Here is a 14,076-nt window from a genome sequence, read left to right as displayed (position 1 = left end):
GGCCAGCCTTTGCTGCATTCGCGCATCGCCCGCATGGCACGCGGGCCGGATGCTGCACGGCATCAACGCCCGCGTCGCTCCGCGATCTCGTAGAGCGCCATGCCAGCCAGCATGGCGCCGACAAAGCCCCAGGCCTTGGCATAGCCGGCACCCAGCGCCACCAGCGCCGGGCCCGGGCAGAAGCCCGCGAGGCCCCAGCCCACGCCGAACGCCGCGCTGCCCAGCACCAGCCGCGGCGTGACCGCGGCCAGCGCCGGCCACTGCATCGGCAGCCCCAGCCAGGAGCGCTGGCGCCGGCGCGCCAGTGCGAAGGCCACCACCCCCACCAGGATCGCGCCGGCCATGACAAAGGCGAGCGACGGGTCCCAGGCGCCGGCCAGGTCGAGAAAACCCAGCACCTTGGCCGGGTTGGCCATGCCGGACAGGATCAGGCCGATGCCGAACACCAGCCCGGCCAGCAATGAGAAGAGCATGCCCATCGGTCAGCCTCCCAGCCAATGGCGCTGCACCAGCACCGTCAGGAAGCCCGCCGCCATGAAGGTCAGCGTGGCGGCCAGCGAGCGCACCGAGCCCCGCGACAGGCCGCACACGCCGTGCCCGCTGGTGCAGCCGCCGGCGTAGCGCGTGCCGATGCCTACCAGCAGCCCCGCCGCCAGCACCTCACCCCAGCCGGCATCGATTTGCGCCGCGGGCATGGCATCGAACGCGCCCGCCAGCCATGGCGCCAGCAACAGCCCGATCACAAAGGCGGCGCGCCACGCGCTGTCGCCGTGCGGCAGCTTCAGCAGGCCGCCGACAATGCCGCTGATGCCGGCAATGCGGCCCAGACCCAGGATCATCAGCGCCGCCGCGAGGCCGATGACCAGCCCGCCGGCCAGCGACAGCCACGGCGTGAAATGGGTGAAATCAATCTGCATGGGAGGAGGCGCGCGAAAGGGACGCAGTGCGGCCGCAAGTGCAGCCCGAGGCCCGGATTATAGGCGCCGCATGCCAGGCGGGCGCCCAAAAAAAAAGTCGCCGCTGGGGAGCGGCGACCGGGGAAGGTCGTCATTCAAGAGGGGTCTTGGTGACGTAAAAAGTATAGACATTTGAATTAAGACATTACATACAACTTTGGTAGGGTGCGGCAGGCTCACATTTGGTGGGTGCTTATGCTGGCCGGCTCAGAAGGGTTTGCCCAGGAACAGGTAAAAGCTGTATGTGCCTGCGGCGGCGCGCCCATAGGCCAGGTAAAGCGGGCCCAGCGGACTGTCCAGCGCCAGGAAGACCGAGCCCGATTTGAGCAGCCCGGTCGGGCTCCCCGGCACCAGCGGGTCGCCCATGCGGCCCGCCTCCAGCGAAAAGCCTGCGTACACGCCTTGCAGCAGGGTCTGTCGCGCCAGCTTGTTGTAGTAGACCAGCCGCGCAAACTGCAGGTTGCCGCCCAGCAGCTGCCCGGTGGCATAACCGGATTGCTGCAGGAAGCCGCCCCACTGGAACAGGTCATAGCGCGGCAGCGGCTTGCCGCCGATATTGCTGCCGACCTTGAAGGCCAGCGAGACCGTGTTGTCGCCGAACGAGTGGGCATAGATGCCATCCGCCTGCGCCTTGACATAAGCCTGGTCGGCACCCAGCCCCGGCTGCGAGCCGTAGATGTGCAGCCGGGCCGCATAGCCGAAGCGCGGGAAGTCGACGCTGTCGAGCTGGTCGAACAAGAGCCGCCCGGTGATGGCGCCGCGCCGGATATTGCCCGGGCCTGGCGACAGCGACTCGGGGCCGGTGCTCAGGGTGGCGTGCTCCGTGCCGGTCTGCACGCCCACGCGCAGCTCGCCGTACTTGGTGAACTGGCTGCCGGCGTCCAGCGCGATGTCGAAGCGGCGCAGGTCGTAGGTGGCGATGCGCGTGCTGCCCTGGAAAACATTGACCGGGCGCCGCTCCAGCTCGATGCGCGGCGCGATAAAGAAGTACTGGCGCGTATCCAGCGGCTGGTAGAACTCACTGATCAGCGACGAGGTCTGGCCCACCTGCGCATCGGTGCGCCATTCGGCGCCAAGCGCATTGAGCCAGGTGCGCCGGTAGCTGCCCACCAGGTTGAAGTAGGCATCGCCGCGGAAATCCGAACTCAGCCCGAGCCCGAAGCGCAGGTAGTCGGGACCGTAGGATTTCTCCACCGCATTGACCGCCAGCACGCGCTTGCCGGGCTCCTCCAGGATGCCGTAGTTGACGTGCTCGAAGTCGCCGGTGCCGAACAGGCGGCGCATGTCCTGGTCCAGCGTGGCCTGGTCGACCGGCTGCCCGGGCTTGGTTTCCATCACTGCGGTGGCGTAGTCCGGGTTGACGCGCTGCAGCGGCGCCAGCCTGATCTCATCGACCGGGCGGGTGTCAGGCGGCTGCACCGCCTGTTGTCTGGCGCGCAGTTGTGCATATTGCGCCGGCGGCAGCGCCAGCGGCGCGAGGCGGTCGGCGACCTTGCGCGCGGCAGCCTCGCCGATGGGGATGGTTGCCGGCAGGTGGTCGAAGTCGGTCGCGGAAAAATCGCCCAGCGCCGGCTCGATCAGCACGTCGGTGGGCCGCAGCGAGGCCAGCGATGCACGCACGTTCTGCTCGGTCAGGATATTGAGCATCTGGCCGGTCACGCCGATGATCGAGGTCAGTTCCTCACGCTTCATCAGCGGCGTGCCCAGGTTCACCGCGATCACGATATCGGCGCCCATCCTGCGCGCCACGTCGACCGGCAGGTTGTCGGTCAGGCCGCCGTCGACCAGCAGCCGGCCCTCGTACTCGGCCGGCGCCACCGCGCCCGGCACCGACATGCTGGCGCGCATCACGTTGGCCAGCTCGCCCTGGCTGAACACCACCGGCGTGCCTGCCACCAGGTCCGTGGCGACAGCGCGGTAGGGAATCGGAAACTGGTCGAAGTCCCGGTAGCCGGGCACCTTGGCCAGCTGGCGCAGCACGGTCTCCAGCTGCACGCCCGAGACCGCGCCCTTGGGCAGCAAGAGGCCGCTGGCCTGCACTCCGATCTCGGGCGTGAACAGGTTGGTGAAATCGTCCTGCTTGCGCCGGATGGTCAGGTCCTGGCGCGGCGGGCGCTCCTTGAAGATCTTGTCGGTGCTCAGGCCGCCGACCAGCCGCTCCATTTCGGCGGGCGCCATGCCGGTGGCATAGGCGCCCCCCACCAGCGAACCCATGCTGGTGCCTGCGATGCAGTCGACCGGGATGCGCATCGCCTCCAGCACCTTGAGCACGCCGATATGCGCCGCGCCGCGCGCGCCGCCGCCCGAGAGCACCAGGCAAATGCGGGGGCGCGCGCCTGCGGCCCGCTGCGGCGTGGCCGCCGCGACCTGGTTTGCGGGCGGCTCGATCGCCGGCGCCGCCGGCATGGAGGCCGGCTCAGCGGCCAGGACCGCGCCCGCAGCCAGTGCCGGGGCCGCCGGTACGAGCAGTTTGCGCAAGCAATGGAATGGGGCTGCCTTCATGGCACCGTGGGTTCGCAATCGGTTCGCTGTCGGCCGCAGCGGGCGGCAGTGGCCCCGCCCGGCGGCCGCCGGGCGGGGAGGTCTGGCTATCTTCGGGCAAAATGCTGCATGCAGGCCGCCCACTCGCGGCCGTGCAAAAACAATTCATCACGCCGTTCGGAAGCGTGCAGATCGGCACGCGACCCCGCGGTGCCCTGCACTAGGATGGATACAGGCAAGGTGCTTGGGGGGTGCATGTACGGTTATTTCTTTTGCCAGACCGCCGCGGGACAGCTCACGCTCATTCCCCGCGAGAAGGACTGGATGCTGATGCTGGGCAATGGCGTGATGGGGAGGTTCCCGGATGCCCAGGCAGCGGTGGATGCCCTGCACGAAGGCACACTGCGGGTGCAGGGGCGGCGCATCGATGCCAGCGCGCTGGGCGTGCCGGCACGCGCGCACGACTGGCTCTACCATGTACTGAGCCGCTGACGCGGCGTACCGGCGGACGCGCTGTCCCGCCAAAGGGGAATCGCCATGACTGCCCTGGTCGAGTGGGCCCGCGAGCATACCTGCCGGCTGTTTCCGATGTCGGCCGAATACCACCGCAGCGACGGCAATCAGGTGCAGGTCAGCTGGCAGGCCGAGCCGGCCGGCTCGCCCGGACGCTGCCGCCTGAGCGCGGCCCTGCAGTTCGACCAGAGCGTGATCGACGCCGTCTACCTGGCCGACGCCGCCGAACTTGCCCGCATCGGCGCCAGGCTGGCCAGCGTGGTGTCGCGCCGGCTTGCCGAGGACGACATCGCCTGCCTGGCGGGCACGGCGCTGGTGATCCCGGTCGGCGAGGGGCTGCTCAGCCACTGAGGGGTCCGGCGGCAGGCCGGGGCCGGCGGGAATATACTGGCGGTTGATCCGCCAATGCGCCTGTTCGCAAACTGTCAGTGTCCCAAGCGTCCCCCGCCGTGCCCCCCGACGACCCCCGCCCGGTGCCGCCAGAGCGGCCCGGCGATGACGAGTGCTGCGGCTCCGGCTGCGATCCCTGCATCTTCGACTACTACTACCAGGAGATGGACCGCTACCGCGAGGAGCTGCGCGCCTGGGAAGCGCGCCAGGCGGCGCGCCATGCCGAGGATCCGGCAAATTGAGCGAGCCGCTGCAACCCCCGCACCCGACGTCCGCGCTGTTCGATTTCGTGCAGCGCCACCCGCGCCTGTTCGTGCTGACCGGCGCGGGCATCAGCACCGATTCCGGCATTCCCGGCTACCGTGACGCGCGCGGCCAGTGGCAGCGCTCGCAGCCGATCACGCTGCAGGCCTTCCTGGGCTCGCACGCGGGGCGCCAGCGCTACTGGGCGCGCAGCATGCTGGGCTGGCCGGTGGCGTGGCAGGCGCGGCCCAATGCCGCGCACCATGCGCTGTCGCGCCTTGGCGCGGGCCGGCTCACGGCGCTGGTCACGCAGAATGTCGACGGCCTGCACCAGCGCGCCGGCAGCGAGGGCGTGATCGAACTGCATGGCAGCCTGGCCAGTGCCATCTGCCTGGACTGTGGCACGCGCCATGACCGGGCCGGCCTGCAGGACTGGCTGCTGGCACAGAACGCCGCGCTGCGCGACGTGATCGCCGAGCCCGCCGCCGATGGCGACGTGCATTTCGAATCGCCGCTGTTCGCGCAGTTCCGCGTGCCCGAGTGCGGGCGCTGCGGCGGCATCCTCAAGCCGGACGTGGTGTTCTTCGGCGAATCCGTGCCGCGCCCGCGGGTCGATGCCGCCCGCGCGGCGCTGGAAGCAGCGGATGCCATGCTGGTGGTCGGTTCGTCGCTGATGGTCTATTCCGGCTACCGCTTCTGCGTCTGGGCCGGACAGATGGGCAAGCCCGTGGCCGCGCTCAACCTGGGCACCACGCGGGCGGACGCGATGCTGGCGCTGAAGGTGGAGGCCGGATGCGCGCCGACGCTGCAGGCGCTGGTGTCCCGGCTGGAGCAGCGCACAACAGAATCGCGTTGACGCGATGGCCGCACAGGCATAGCATCGCCGGACTACTTCTTCGAAGTCTTCAATTCCCACCATGACCGCAGACCGCCAACGCCCCGTCAACGCCGCGCCCCCGGGCCGCGCGTGGCCATGCGTGCGTCGCCAGCCTGCGTTCACATCTGTCGCGCCGCCGCCGCGCGGCTGACGGGCACGCCCCCCAGCCTCATTCGTCTCCGGTAGTCCCGCATCCGTGTGCCTGCGCGCACGGCAGCCGCACGCCTGCGCGTGCTGCCACCGTGCCATGGCCGCATGCGCGTCGCCGGAGCCTGCCAAGCTGACGACAGATGACATCCATGACAACCGACAAAGACTGCGCGGCGCAATTCGACGCCGCCGCCGGCACACGCGCCACCAACACCTCCGCCTGGGCCACGCCCCTCTTCGTGCTGCTGTGGAGCAGCGGCGCCATCGCCGCCCGGCTGGCCCTCGACCACGCCACGCCCTTCGCCTTGCTGACGCTGCGCTTCGCGCTGGTCTGCGCCGTGCTTGGCGCGATCGGCCTGGCCAGGCACCGCCTGCTGCCGCCGCGCGGCGAGCGGCTGTACACCGCCGTGACCGGCCTGCTGCTGATCGGCGGCTACTCCGTCTTTTACTTCCTTGCGCTCGACCACGGCATGACGCCCGGTGTGCTCGCCACCGTGCTCGGCGCCCAGCCGATGCTGACGCTGCTGCTGACCGAGCGGCGCTTCAGCGCCGCTCGCATGGCGGGCCTTGCCCTCGCGCTCGCCGGGCTGGCCATGGTGGTGGCAGACAGCCTGCTGCCGGCCAGGCTGTCGCTGCCAGGCGTGCTGTGCGCACTGGCCTCGCTCGCCAGCATGACCGTCGGCGCCATCCTGCAGAAGCGCATCACGCGTGCACCCGCGGAAGTGCTGCCGCTGCAGTACGGCGCGAGCCTCGCGGCCTGCCTGTTGTGCCTGCCGTTCCAGCCCTTCGCCTTCGATGCTTCGCTGGCTTTTGCTGCGCCGCTGCTGTGGCTGGCGCTGGTCATTTCAATCGGCGCGACGCTGCTGTTCTACCGTCTGATCCGCGCTGGCAACCTGGTCAACGTCACCAGCCTGTTCTACCTGGTGCCGGCGGGCACGGCGGTGCTCGACTACCTGCTGCTGGGCAACCGGATGGCGCCGCTGGCGATGGCCGGGATGGGTGCGGTGCTGGCGGGGTTGGGGGTGGTGTTCAGAGGTGGGCGGGGTTGAGGCAGAGGAAGAGGGAGCGAGCCTGGTCCGCAGGCTATGCCTACCGCTGCTTCACCTCAACCCGCACCTCATCCTTGCCCACGGTAATCGCCCCCGGCTCCACGTCCTTGCCGCCGACGCGCAGTTCCTCGGGCTTGAACGTATAGACCGGATAGTCCTTCAGCAACTGCTGCGCGACCACAGCGCCGATGGCGTTGAGCTGTTCGCGGTATTGCCCCATGCCGGCGACTTCCACCTGCTGTACGGTCGGGTTGTCGAGCAGCACCGCGCGTTTGGCCGGGTCGTAGCGCACGCCGCTGTTCAGCGCAAGCTTGCCGTCTACCGGCGGGGAGGGCAGCAAGGCGTTGGTCAGGCGTGCGTCGACATGGGTGGTGACGCGGTTGTTGGCCTCGTCCAGCACCAGCCGGGGATGGCTGAGCTGCACGCTTACGACTTCGGCGTAGCGCAGCGTGGCGGGGAAGCGCTGGTCCAGCGCGGTCTGCAGTTCCTGCCGGGAGAGGGAGTACTCGCCGGTCCAGATGTTGTAGCCGGCCAGCGCCGAGGAGGCACCAGCGACGCAGGCGGCGGCAATCAGCAGGGAAGGTTTCACACGCATGTGGCGGATGGGGCGCGCCTGTCGAGGGCGGCGGTGGATGGAGTCAGCCTGTCAGACCGCGCGGGCGGGGTGGCGTTCCGTCACATCGGCGATCGGCCTGCATGGCGCGGGCCGCGTCCATCAGTAGTGCGGTGGGATTTCCTGCTGGGGGTCGGCTTCGGCCGCGGTGGTGGCGGCACTGCGCACCTGCTGGTACAGCGCGCGGAACTGCTCCTGCAGCAGGTCGATCTGTTGCTGCTGGCGCGCCACGGTGCAGTTCAGGGTATCAAGCAGGTCTTCCTGGAAGGCGAGCTTGATTTCGAGTTCGTTGATGCGATCGTCCATGGCGTGGTTTCTCCGGCAGGCGGCGCATTGTAAGCCCTTACGCTCAAGGGGCGCGTCGCTGCCGGAAAACCTGCGCGATGCGCGGCTTACTTCGGTGCCGACAGCAGCATCCACATGATGCCGAAGCGGTCGGTGACCATGCCGAACTGGTCTGCAAAGAAAGTCTTGTCCAGCGGCATCACTACCTGGCCGCCTTCCTTCAGGCTGTTGAAGGCCTTTTCGACCGCGGCCTTGTCAGGGTAGTTGATCGACAGGGCGAAGCCATGGAAGTTGGGCTGGTTCGAGCAGCGGCCGTCGGAGGCCATGATCACGCTCTCGCCGATCTGGAACTCCATGTGCATGACCTTGTCTTCGGTGCCGGCGCCGGGCTGGCAACCCTCGCCGCCCTTGTCGGCCTCCGGGTTGTCCTTGAACGTCATCCGCATGTTGACCTTGGCGCCGAGAATCTTCTTGTAGAACTCGACGGCTTCATCGCAACGGCCTTCGAAAAACAGATAGGGCTGGACTTGCATGACAACTCCTGTAGGTAGGCCGCCGCTCGGGCGGCCGTGGATATCGGCATGGCGCGCGAATCAGGCGGCGCGCTGGCAACTGGCGCATGCTTTTGTGTACGCCGTCCACAATACCTTAGCAAAGAAAATGGACGACGTCCACATTAAATGGGCGGAGTGTGTGCGGACCGGATGGCGGGCGGGAAGCCCACGGTGCTGCACTAGAATGGCCGCGACACCACCAAGCGCCAATCCTTTCGACCGTCCCGCCCCAAACGGAGTTGCCTTGCGTTACGAACTGACCGACCTGCGCCTGTTCCAGGCCATTGCCGATGCGCAAAGCCTGTCAGGTGGCGCATCGGCCACGCATATCACCGCGTCGGCGGCGAGCTATCGGCTGAAGAACCTGGAGCACGCGATGGGCACGCCGCTGTTCTTGCGCACCGCGCGCGGCATGGAGCTGACGCCGGCCGGTGAAACCCTGCTGGTTCATGTGCGCGAGCTGCTGCTTGGCGTGGAGCGCATGCATGGCGAGGTGGGGCGCTTCTCGGCGGGGCTGAAGGGCAATATCCGGCTGCTGGCCAACAGCAGTTCGCTCAACGGCTTCATCATCCCGAGCGTGAGCCGCTTCCTGCTGGCCAACCCGGATGTGAACATCGACCTGGAGGAGCGCGCCAGCCAGTCGATCCTGGCGGCGGTGGCGGCGCATGAAGCCGATGTCGGCATCCTGGCAGGCGATTTCCAGACGGGCGGTGAAGCCACCGGGGTGCGCTCGGTGCGCTACGCGCGCGACGAGCTGATCCTTGCGGTGGCCGCCGATCACCCGCTGGCGCGCGAGCCTGAAGTGCGCTTCGGCGCGGCGCTGGCCTTCGACTTTGTCTGCATGAGCCGCACCAGCAGCAACTTCCTGTTCCTGCGCGACATGGCGCAGCGCGCGGGCAAGGGGCCCAACGTGCGGCTGCATGCGCACAGCTTCGATGCGGTGCTGTCGCTGGCCGAGGCCGGCGTGGGGGTGGCGCTGGTGCCGCGCAGCGTGGCGGCGCAGGCCTTGCGTGAGGCGCGCGTGGTGGGGGTGCGGCTGGCAGAGCCGTGGGCCCTGCGCGAACTGAACCTGATCGTGCGCGCCGACGGCAAGCTGCCGGCGTTTGCCGAGGCCTTTGCGCAGTTCCTGCTGAACGATCCGCGCGTGGTGGCCACGCGCGAAGGCGGCGCCGTGGCGGCTACGGCGCCGTAAGCACTGCCCCGCGCTTCAGCGCTTGCGGTTCAGGAAGGTGGCCATGTGCTGCTGCGGCTCGCCGGTGTCGAAGGCGCTGCCGAACTCGGTCACGCTGTTGTTGATCGATACTTCCAGAGGCGCATCCTCCCACTCGCGCAGCAGGCGCTTCTGCTGGCGCACCGCGGCCGGGCCAAAGCCGGCCAGCAGCGCGGCCACGCGTTCGATTTCCAGGTCCAGCTCCGCCAGCGGCACCACGCGGCTCACCAGCCCCCACTGCAGCGCCTCGGCGGCGTCGGAGATCTCACCCGTCAGCAGCATCCACGCCGTGCGCGCATTGCCGATCAGGCGCGGCATCAGCGCGGCGTGGATCACCGACGGGATGCCGACCTTCACTTCCGGCATGCCCAGCTGCGCGTTGTCGGCGGCGATGCGGATATCGCACGCCAGCGCCAGTTCCAGCCCGCCGCCCAGGCACCAGCCCGGCATGCGCGCGATCACCGGCACCGGCAGGTGGCGCACGGCGTCGCACAGGCGGCGCAGGCCGCTGATGAAGGCCTCGGCGCTGGCGCGGTCCAGCGCGGCCATTTCCTTGATGTCGGCACCGCCGACAAAGCCTTTCTCGCCGGCGCCGCGCAGCACCAGCACGCGTACCGCGTCATTGCCGGCCAGCGCTTCGATGGCGCGCGTGAGCGATGCGATCACCGGCGTGCTCAGGATATTGAGCGAGCCCGCCTCGCGGATGGTGACGGTGGCGATGCCGCGCGCGTCGATCTCGACGCCGGCGTGCGGTTCTTGCTGAAGTGCGCTCATGTCGTTCCTTGTGGCTTACTGGAGCTTGGTGAAGTGGATGTCCTCGACGACTTGCTTCCAGTGCGCATTCTGCGCCCGGATCAGGTCGCCGAAGGCCTTGCGCGAAGTCGGTGCCGGGATCGCGCCTTGCTTTTCGATGGCGGCGATCACATCCGGCTCGGCCAATACCTGGCGCACGGCGTCGTTGAGCTTGTCGAGGATGGCTGCGGGCGTGCCTGCCGGTGCACCCAGGCCGAACCACGACGGGTTGTTCATCGCCGACAGGCCGGCCTCGGCGTAGGTCGGCACATTGGGCAGCACCTTCAGCCGCTGCTTCGCGGCGACCGCCAGCGGCTTCAGGCGCCCGCCCTGGATCAGGCCCGACGACGACGGGATATTGTCGAACACCACCTGGATCTGGCCCGCCACCGCATCGTTGAGCGCCGGGCCCAGTCCCTTGTACGGCACGTGCAGCATGCGCGTGCCGGTGGCGTTCATGAACAGCTCGCCGTTCATATGGCTCAGCCCGCCGTTGCCGGACGAGCCGAACGAGTACTTGCCGGGGTTGGCCTTCAGCAGCTTGATGAACGATTGCAAATCCGTGGCCGGGAACGCCGGGTTGACCACCAGCACGTTGGGCACGTCGGCCAGGTTGCTGACCGGCGCGAAGTCCTTGACCGGGTCGTAGGCGGTCTTGAGGTAGACGTTGGGATTGACCGCGTGCGAGCTCTCCACCTCCATCACCAGCGTGTAGCCGTCGGCCGGCTGCTTGGCCGCGTAGGCGCTGCCAACGGCGCCGCCGGCGCCGGGGCGGTTCTCGACCACCACCGGTTGCCCCAGCACCGGGCCCAGGCGCGTGCCGACGATGCGAGCGATGATGTCGGTGGTGCCGCCGGCGGCATAGGGGACGATCAGCTTGATCGGCCGGTCGGGATACGCGGTGGCATGCGCGGCGCCGCTTGCGCATGCAGCCAGCAGCGCGATGGCGGTGAAGGTTGGTTTCATCGGTGTCTCCGTATCGGTGTTTTCGGTCTCGTGGGTAGCTGCGCGCCGTTCAGCCTGCCGGGCTGTGTTCGCCCAGCAGCGGCGGCGGTGGCAGCGGCAGGTCGTGCCCGGCCAGCATCGGGTTGCGCACCATGGGTACGCGGCCCATGACGGGGTGTTCGGCCGTCTGCATCAGCCCGCGGTGCTGCACCTGCGGGTGGGCAAAGACTTCGGCCATGGTGTGGATCGGCCCCCAGGGCACGCCGGCCGCATCGAAGGCATCGGTCCACGCAGCGCGGGTGCGTGTGGGGAAGAGATCGGTCAGCAGGGCGCGCAGCGCGGGCAGGTGTTCGATGCGCGCGGAATTGGTGGCATAGCGCGGGTCCTGCGCAAGATCCGGCATGCCGGCAACGGCGCAGAAGCGCGCGAACTGGCTGTCATTGCCGATCGCCAGGATCAGGTGGCCGTCGGCGCAGCGGAACACCTCATAGGGCGCGCAGTTGGGATGGGCGTTGCCGCTGCGCTGCGGGTTCTGGCCCGACACCAGGTAGTTGGCGGCCTGGTTGGCGTTCATCGCCACCGCGACATCGAGCAGCGCGATATCCAGGTGCGCACCCAGCCCGGTCGCCTGGCGCTGGTACAGCGCGGCCAGGACGGCGGAGGTGGCATACATGCCGGTGCTCAGGTCGACCACGGCGACGCCGGTGCGCAGCGGCCCGGCGCCGGGCGTGCCGTCGGGCTGGCCGGTGTAGCTCATCAGCCCGCCCATGCCCTGGAATACATAGTCGTAACCGGGTTTGTCCGCCATCGGCCCGCTCTGGCCGAAGCCGGTGATCGACAGGTAGACCAGGCGCGGGTTGAGCGCCTTGAGCGTGTCGTAGTCCAGCCCGTAGCGGCGCAGCGTGCCGACCTTGTAGTTCTCGACCAGCACGTCGGCCTCGCGCGCCAGCTCACGTACCTGCGCCGCGCCCTCAGGCGTGCCGTAGTCGATCGCGACCGAGCGCTTGCCGCGGTTGCAGCAGATGAAGTAGCCGGACAGGCGCTGGGTGTCGCCGCTGCCCTCGGGCGCTTCCAGGTAGGGCGGGCCCCAGCCGCGGGTATCGTCGCCGCGCTCTGGGTGCTCGACCTTGGTCACCTCGGCGCCCAGGTCGGCCAGGTTCTGGGTGCACCAGGGACCGGCCAGGATGCGCGACAGGTCCAGGACCCGGACTCCTTCCAGGGCACGATGCAGCATGACGACTCCGCTTTCAGACGACAGTGCGGCGGAGTATAGGGAGGGGTCCTGGCGCGAACCAGTCGAGAGTTTTGAAGGGCGCGTTCGCGGGATTTGAATGGTCCGGCAGGCCCGGATGCAGGTGGCGCCGGCGCCCCCGCCAGCCCCGGCGTTTGGCGCGTGGGCGCTGCCGTGTCACAATTCGCGTTTGGCACTGACGCGGCACGTGACTCGGCCGGCCGCGTCGCCGTGCTTCCCGCCGCCCCGGCGCGCGTATTGGAAGCCCGCCCAAGAGCCGACAAATTCACTTAGATTTTCTGGCGATGACTACCATCCTGCAGCACATTCCTTCCGGCCAGCGCGTCGGAATCGCCTTCTCCGGCGGCCTTGACACCAGCGCGGCACTCCTCTGGATGCGCCAGAAGGGCGCTGTCCCCTACGCCTACACCGCCAACCTGGGCCAGCCCGACGAGCCCGACTACGACGACATCCCGCGCCGCGCCAAGGCCTACGGCGCCGAGGAAGCCCGCCTGGTCGACTGCCGCACGCAACTGGTGGCCGAAGGCATCGCCGCCATGCAGTGCGGCGCGTTCCATATCTCGACCGCCGGCATCACCTACTTCAACACCACCCCGATCGGCCGGGCCGTCACCGGCACCATGCTGGTTGCTGCGATGAAGGAAGATGGTGTCAATATCTGGGGCGATGGCAGCACGTTCAAGGGCAATGACATCGAGCGCTTCTACCGCTACGGTCTCCTGACCAACCCCGGCCTGCAGATCTACAAGCCGTGGCTGGACCAGCAGTTCATTGATGAACTGGGCGGCCGCGCCGAGATGTCCGAGTTCATGCGCCAGAACGGCTTCGACTACAAGATGTCGGCCGAAAAGGCGTACTCGACCGACTCCAACATGCTGGGCGCCACCCACGAGGCCAAGGACCTGGAGCACCTGGATTCGGGCATCCGCATCGTGCAGCCGATCATGGGCGTGCAGTTCTGGCGCGATGACGTGGAAGTCAAGCGCGAGGAAGTCACCGTGCGCTTCGAGGAAGGCCAGCCGGTCGCGCTGAACGGCCAGACCTTCGCCAACAGCGTCGACCTGTTCATGGAAGCCAACCGCATCGGCGGCCGCCATGGCCTGGGCATGAGCGACCAGATCGAGAACCGCATCATCGAAGCCAAGAGCCGCGGCATCTACGAAGCCCCGGGCCTGGCGCTGCTGTTCATCGCCTACGAGCGCCTGATCACCGGCATCCACAACGAAGACACCATCGAGCAGTACCGCGACAACGGCCGCCGCCTGGGCCGCCTGCTGTACCAGGGCCGCTGGTTCGACCCGCAAGCCATCATGCTGCGCGAAACCGCCCAGCGCTGGGTGGCGGGCGCCATCACCGGCGAAGTCACCATCGAACTGCGCCGCGGCAACGACTACTCGATCCTGAACACCACCTCGCCGAACCTGACCTACAAGCCGGAACGGCTGACCATGGAAAAGGGCGAGTCGATGTTCACGCCGCTGGACCGGATCGGCCAGCTGACCATGCGCACGCTGGATATCGTCGACACGCGCGAGAAGCTGCAGACGTATGCCAAGAGCGGCCTGCTGTCGACCAAGGTCAGCGCCTCGCTGCCGAAGCTGGAAGACTGAGCGTCGCCGCGCCTCGCCTGACGGCGGGCCAGCGAGAAACCGGCACCTTCGGGTGCCGGTTTTTTTTTTCGTCTCGGCGTTTTCCCCAGCTGTCCCGGAATGTCAAACGTACGTCCCGGAATATCAAACCGCGCGGTCCCGATCGCCAGATACTGC

16 protein-coding genes are annotated in these 14,076 nt (G+C 68.3%); 7 read left to right on the top strand and 9 right to left on the bottom strand.

Annotated elements, in window-relative coordinates; genetic code table 11:
* Positions 1–62: 62 nt before the first annotated feature.
* The 3 genes from AC3WLE_RS07350 to AC3WLE_RS07340 form a co-directional block, all read right to left on the bottom strand.
* A complete protein-coding gene (locus AC3WLE_RS07350; RefSeq protein WP_492319406.1) occupies positions 63–479 on the bottom strand; it encodes a DUF6691 family protein in 417 nt (138 codons plus the stop codon).
* Positions 480–482: 3 nt separating this feature from the next.
* A complete protein-coding gene (locus tag AC3WLE_RS07345) occupies positions 483–917 on the bottom strand; it encodes a YeeE/YedE family protein (RefSeq protein WP_035819085.1) in 435 nt (144 codons plus the stop codon).
* Positions 918–1,163: 246 nt separating this feature from the next.
* Positions 1,164–3,458, bottom strand: a complete 2,295-nt coding sequence (locus AC3WLE_RS07340; protein ID WP_492353238.1) for a patatin-like phospholipase family protein — start codon at positions 3,456–3,458, stop codon at positions 1,164–1,166.
* A gap of 234 nt (positions 3,459–3,692) precedes the next feature.
* Between AC3WLE_RS07340 and AC3WLE_RS07335 the strand changes: the two genes are divergently transcribed.
* The 5 genes from AC3WLE_RS07335 to AC3WLE_RS07315 all read left to right on the top strand — a co-directional run bounded on the left by AC3WLE_RS07335 (position 3,693) and on the right by AC3WLE_RS07315 (position 6,659).
* The gene (locus AC3WLE_RS07335; RefSeq protein WP_010811185.1) at positions 3,693–3,929 is read left to right on the top strand and encodes a hypothetical protein; all 237 of its coding nucleotides are present in this window, start codon (positions 3,693–3,695) and stop codon (positions 3,927–3,929) included.
* A gap of 45 nt (positions 3,930–3,974) precedes the next feature.
* The gene (locus AC3WLE_RS07330) at positions 3,975–4,301 is read left to right on the top strand and encodes a hypothetical protein (RefSeq protein ID WP_010811186.1); all 327 of its coding nucleotides are present in this window, start codon (positions 3,975–3,977) and stop codon (positions 4,299–4,301) included.
* Positions 4,302–4,378: 77 nt separating this feature from the next.
* On the top strand, positions 4,379–4,582 hold the full coding sequence (locus AC3WLE_RS07325) for an oxidoreductase-like domain-containing protein (RefSeq protein ID WP_492319408.1): 204 nt from the start codon (positions 4,379–4,381) through the stop codon (positions 4,580–4,582).
* Positions 4,579–5,439 carry an NAD-dependent protein deacetylase gene (locus AC3WLE_RS07320; protein WP_492353476.1) on the top strand — a complete coding sequence of 287 codons (861 nt, stop codon included), beginning with the start codon at positions 4,579–4,581 and terminating at the stop codon, positions 5,437–5,439. Before AC3WLE_RS07325 ends, AC3WLE_RS07320 begins: the two co-directional genes overlap by 4 nt.
* A 320-nt stretch (positions 5,440–5,759) precedes the next feature.
* On the top strand, positions 5,760–6,659 hold the full coding sequence (locus AC3WLE_RS07315) for a DMT family transporter (RefSeq protein WP_492363565.1): 900 nt from the start codon (positions 5,760–5,762) through the stop codon (positions 6,657–6,659).
* A 40-nt stretch (positions 6,660–6,699) separates the two neighbouring features.
* Here the strand turns inward: AC3WLE_RS07315 and AC3WLE_RS07310 are convergent, their stop codons facing one another.
* The 3 genes from AC3WLE_RS07310 to AC3WLE_RS07300 all read right to left on the bottom strand — a co-directional run bounded on the left by AC3WLE_RS07310 (position 6,700) and on the right by AC3WLE_RS07300 (position 8,090).
* Positions 6,700–7,254, bottom strand: a complete 555-nt coding sequence (locus tag AC3WLE_RS07310) for a DUF1439 domain-containing protein (RefSeq protein ID WP_013954058.1) — start codon at positions 7,252–7,254, stop codon at positions 6,700–6,702.
* 120 nt (positions 7,255–7,374) lie between these two features.
* Positions 7,375–7,578 carry a SlyX family protein gene (locus AC3WLE_RS07305; RefSeq protein ID WP_492355867.1) on the bottom strand — a complete coding sequence of 68 codons (204 nt, stop codon included), beginning with the start codon at positions 7,576–7,578 and terminating at the stop codon, positions 7,375–7,377.
* A gap of 86 nt (positions 7,579–7,664) precedes the next feature.
* Positions 7,665–8,090, bottom strand: a complete 426-nt coding sequence (locus AC3WLE_RS07300) for a VOC family protein (RefSeq protein WP_492355868.1) — start codon at positions 8,088–8,090, stop codon at positions 7,665–7,667.
* A gap of 265 nt (positions 8,091–8,355) precedes the next feature.
* Between AC3WLE_RS07300 and AC3WLE_RS07295 the strand changes: the two genes are divergently transcribed.
* Complete coding sequence (locus AC3WLE_RS07295) at positions 8,356–9,303, top strand: LysR family transcriptional regulator (protein WP_492352413.1); 948 nt, start codon at positions 8,356–8,358, stop codon at positions 9,301–9,303.
* A gap of 15 nt (positions 9,304–9,318) precedes the next feature.
* Here the strand turns inward: AC3WLE_RS07295 and AC3WLE_RS07290 are convergent, their stop codons facing one another.
* From AC3WLE_RS07290 to AC3WLE_RS07280, 3 genes are read right to left on the bottom strand one after another with little or no spacing between them, the layout of a single operon-like run.
* Entirely contained in the window at positions 9,319–10,095 is a 777-nt protein-coding gene (locus AC3WLE_RS07290; RefSeq protein ID WP_479945785.1) for an enoyl-CoA hydratase, read from the bottom strand.
* 15 nt (positions 10,096–10,110) lie between these two features.
* Positions 10,111–11,079, bottom strand: a complete 969-nt coding sequence (locus tag AC3WLE_RS07285; protein WP_492355869.1) for a tripartite tricarboxylate transporter substrate binding protein — start codon at positions 11,077–11,079, stop codon at positions 10,111–10,113.
* Positions 11,080–11,128: 49 nt separating this feature from the next.
* Positions 11,129–12,292, bottom strand: coding sequence for a CaiB/BaiF CoA transferase family protein (locus tag AC3WLE_RS07280; RefSeq protein WP_492355870.1), 1,164 nt, complete (start codon positions 12,290–12,292; stop codon positions 11,129–11,131).
* Positions 12,293–12,594: 302 nt separating this feature from the next.
* On the opposite strand from AC3WLE_RS07280, the gene argG reads away from it, so the two are divergent.
* Positions 12,595–13,920 (top strand): argininosuccinate synthase, encoded by a 1,326-nt coding sequence (gene argG, locus AC3WLE_RS07275; RefSeq protein ID WP_013954052.1) that lies wholly within the window; start codon positions 12,595–12,597, stop codon positions 13,918–13,920.
* The last annotated feature ends 156 nt before the right edge of the window (positions 13,921–14,076 follow it).

The sequence above is a fragment of the Cupriavidus sp. FW306-1B-F12B genome (assembly GCF_058781795.1).
The sequence above is the reverse complement of the archived record's forward strand: the minus strand, read 5'-3'. Positions and strand labels throughout refer to the sequence as shown.

Coding starts and splice junctions, on each gene's coding strand:
- AC3WLE_RS07290 (WP_479945785.1), bottom strand. CDS start 10,095: ATGAGCGCACTTCAGCAAGAACCGCACGCCGGCGTCGAGATCGACGCG.
- AC3WLE_RS07280 (WP_492355870.1), bottom strand. CDS start 12,292: ATGCTGCATCGTGCCCTGGAAGGAGTCCGGGTCCTGGACCTGTCGCGC.
- AC3WLE_RS07305 (WP_492355867.1), bottom strand. CDS start 7,578: ATGGACGATCGCATCAACGAACTCGAAATCAAGCTCGCCTTCCAGGAA.
- argG (WP_013954052.1), top strand. CDS start 12,595: ATGACTACCATCCTGCAGCACATTCCTTCCGGCCAGCGCGTCGGAATC.
- AC3WLE_RS07330 (WP_010811186.1), top strand. CDS start 3,975: ATGACTGCCCTGGTCGAGTGGGCCCGCGAGCATACCTGCCGGCTGTTT.
- AC3WLE_RS07345 (WP_035819085.1), bottom strand. CDS start 917: ATGCAGATTGATTTCACCCATTTCACGCCGTGGCTGTCGCTGGCCGGC.
- AC3WLE_RS07340 (WP_492353238.1), bottom strand. CDS start 3,458: ATGAAGGCAGCCCCATTCCATTGCTTGCGCAAACTGCTCGTACCGGCG.
- AC3WLE_RS07310 (WP_013954058.1), bottom strand. CDS start 7,254: ATGCGTGTGAAACCTTCCCTGCTGATTGCCGCCGCCTGCGTCGCTGGT.
- AC3WLE_RS07300 (WP_492355868.1), bottom strand. CDS start 8,090: ATGCAAGTCCAGCCCTATCTGTTTTTCGAAGGCCGTTGCGATGAAGCC.
- AC3WLE_RS07315 (WP_492363565.1), top strand. CDS start 5,760: ATGACAACCGACAAAGACTGCGCGGCGCAATTCGACGCCGCCGCCGGC.
- AC3WLE_RS07335 (WP_010811185.1), top strand. CDS start 3,693: ATGTACGGTTATTTCTTTTGCCAGACCGCCGCGGGACAGCTCACGCTC.
- AC3WLE_RS07285 (WP_492355869.1), bottom strand. CDS start 11,079: ATGAAACCAACCTTCACCGCCATCGCGCTGCTGGCTGCATGCGCAAGC.
- AC3WLE_RS07350 (WP_492319406.1), bottom strand. CDS start 479: ATGGGCATGCTCTTCTCATTGCTGGCCGGGCTGGTGTTCGGCATCGGC.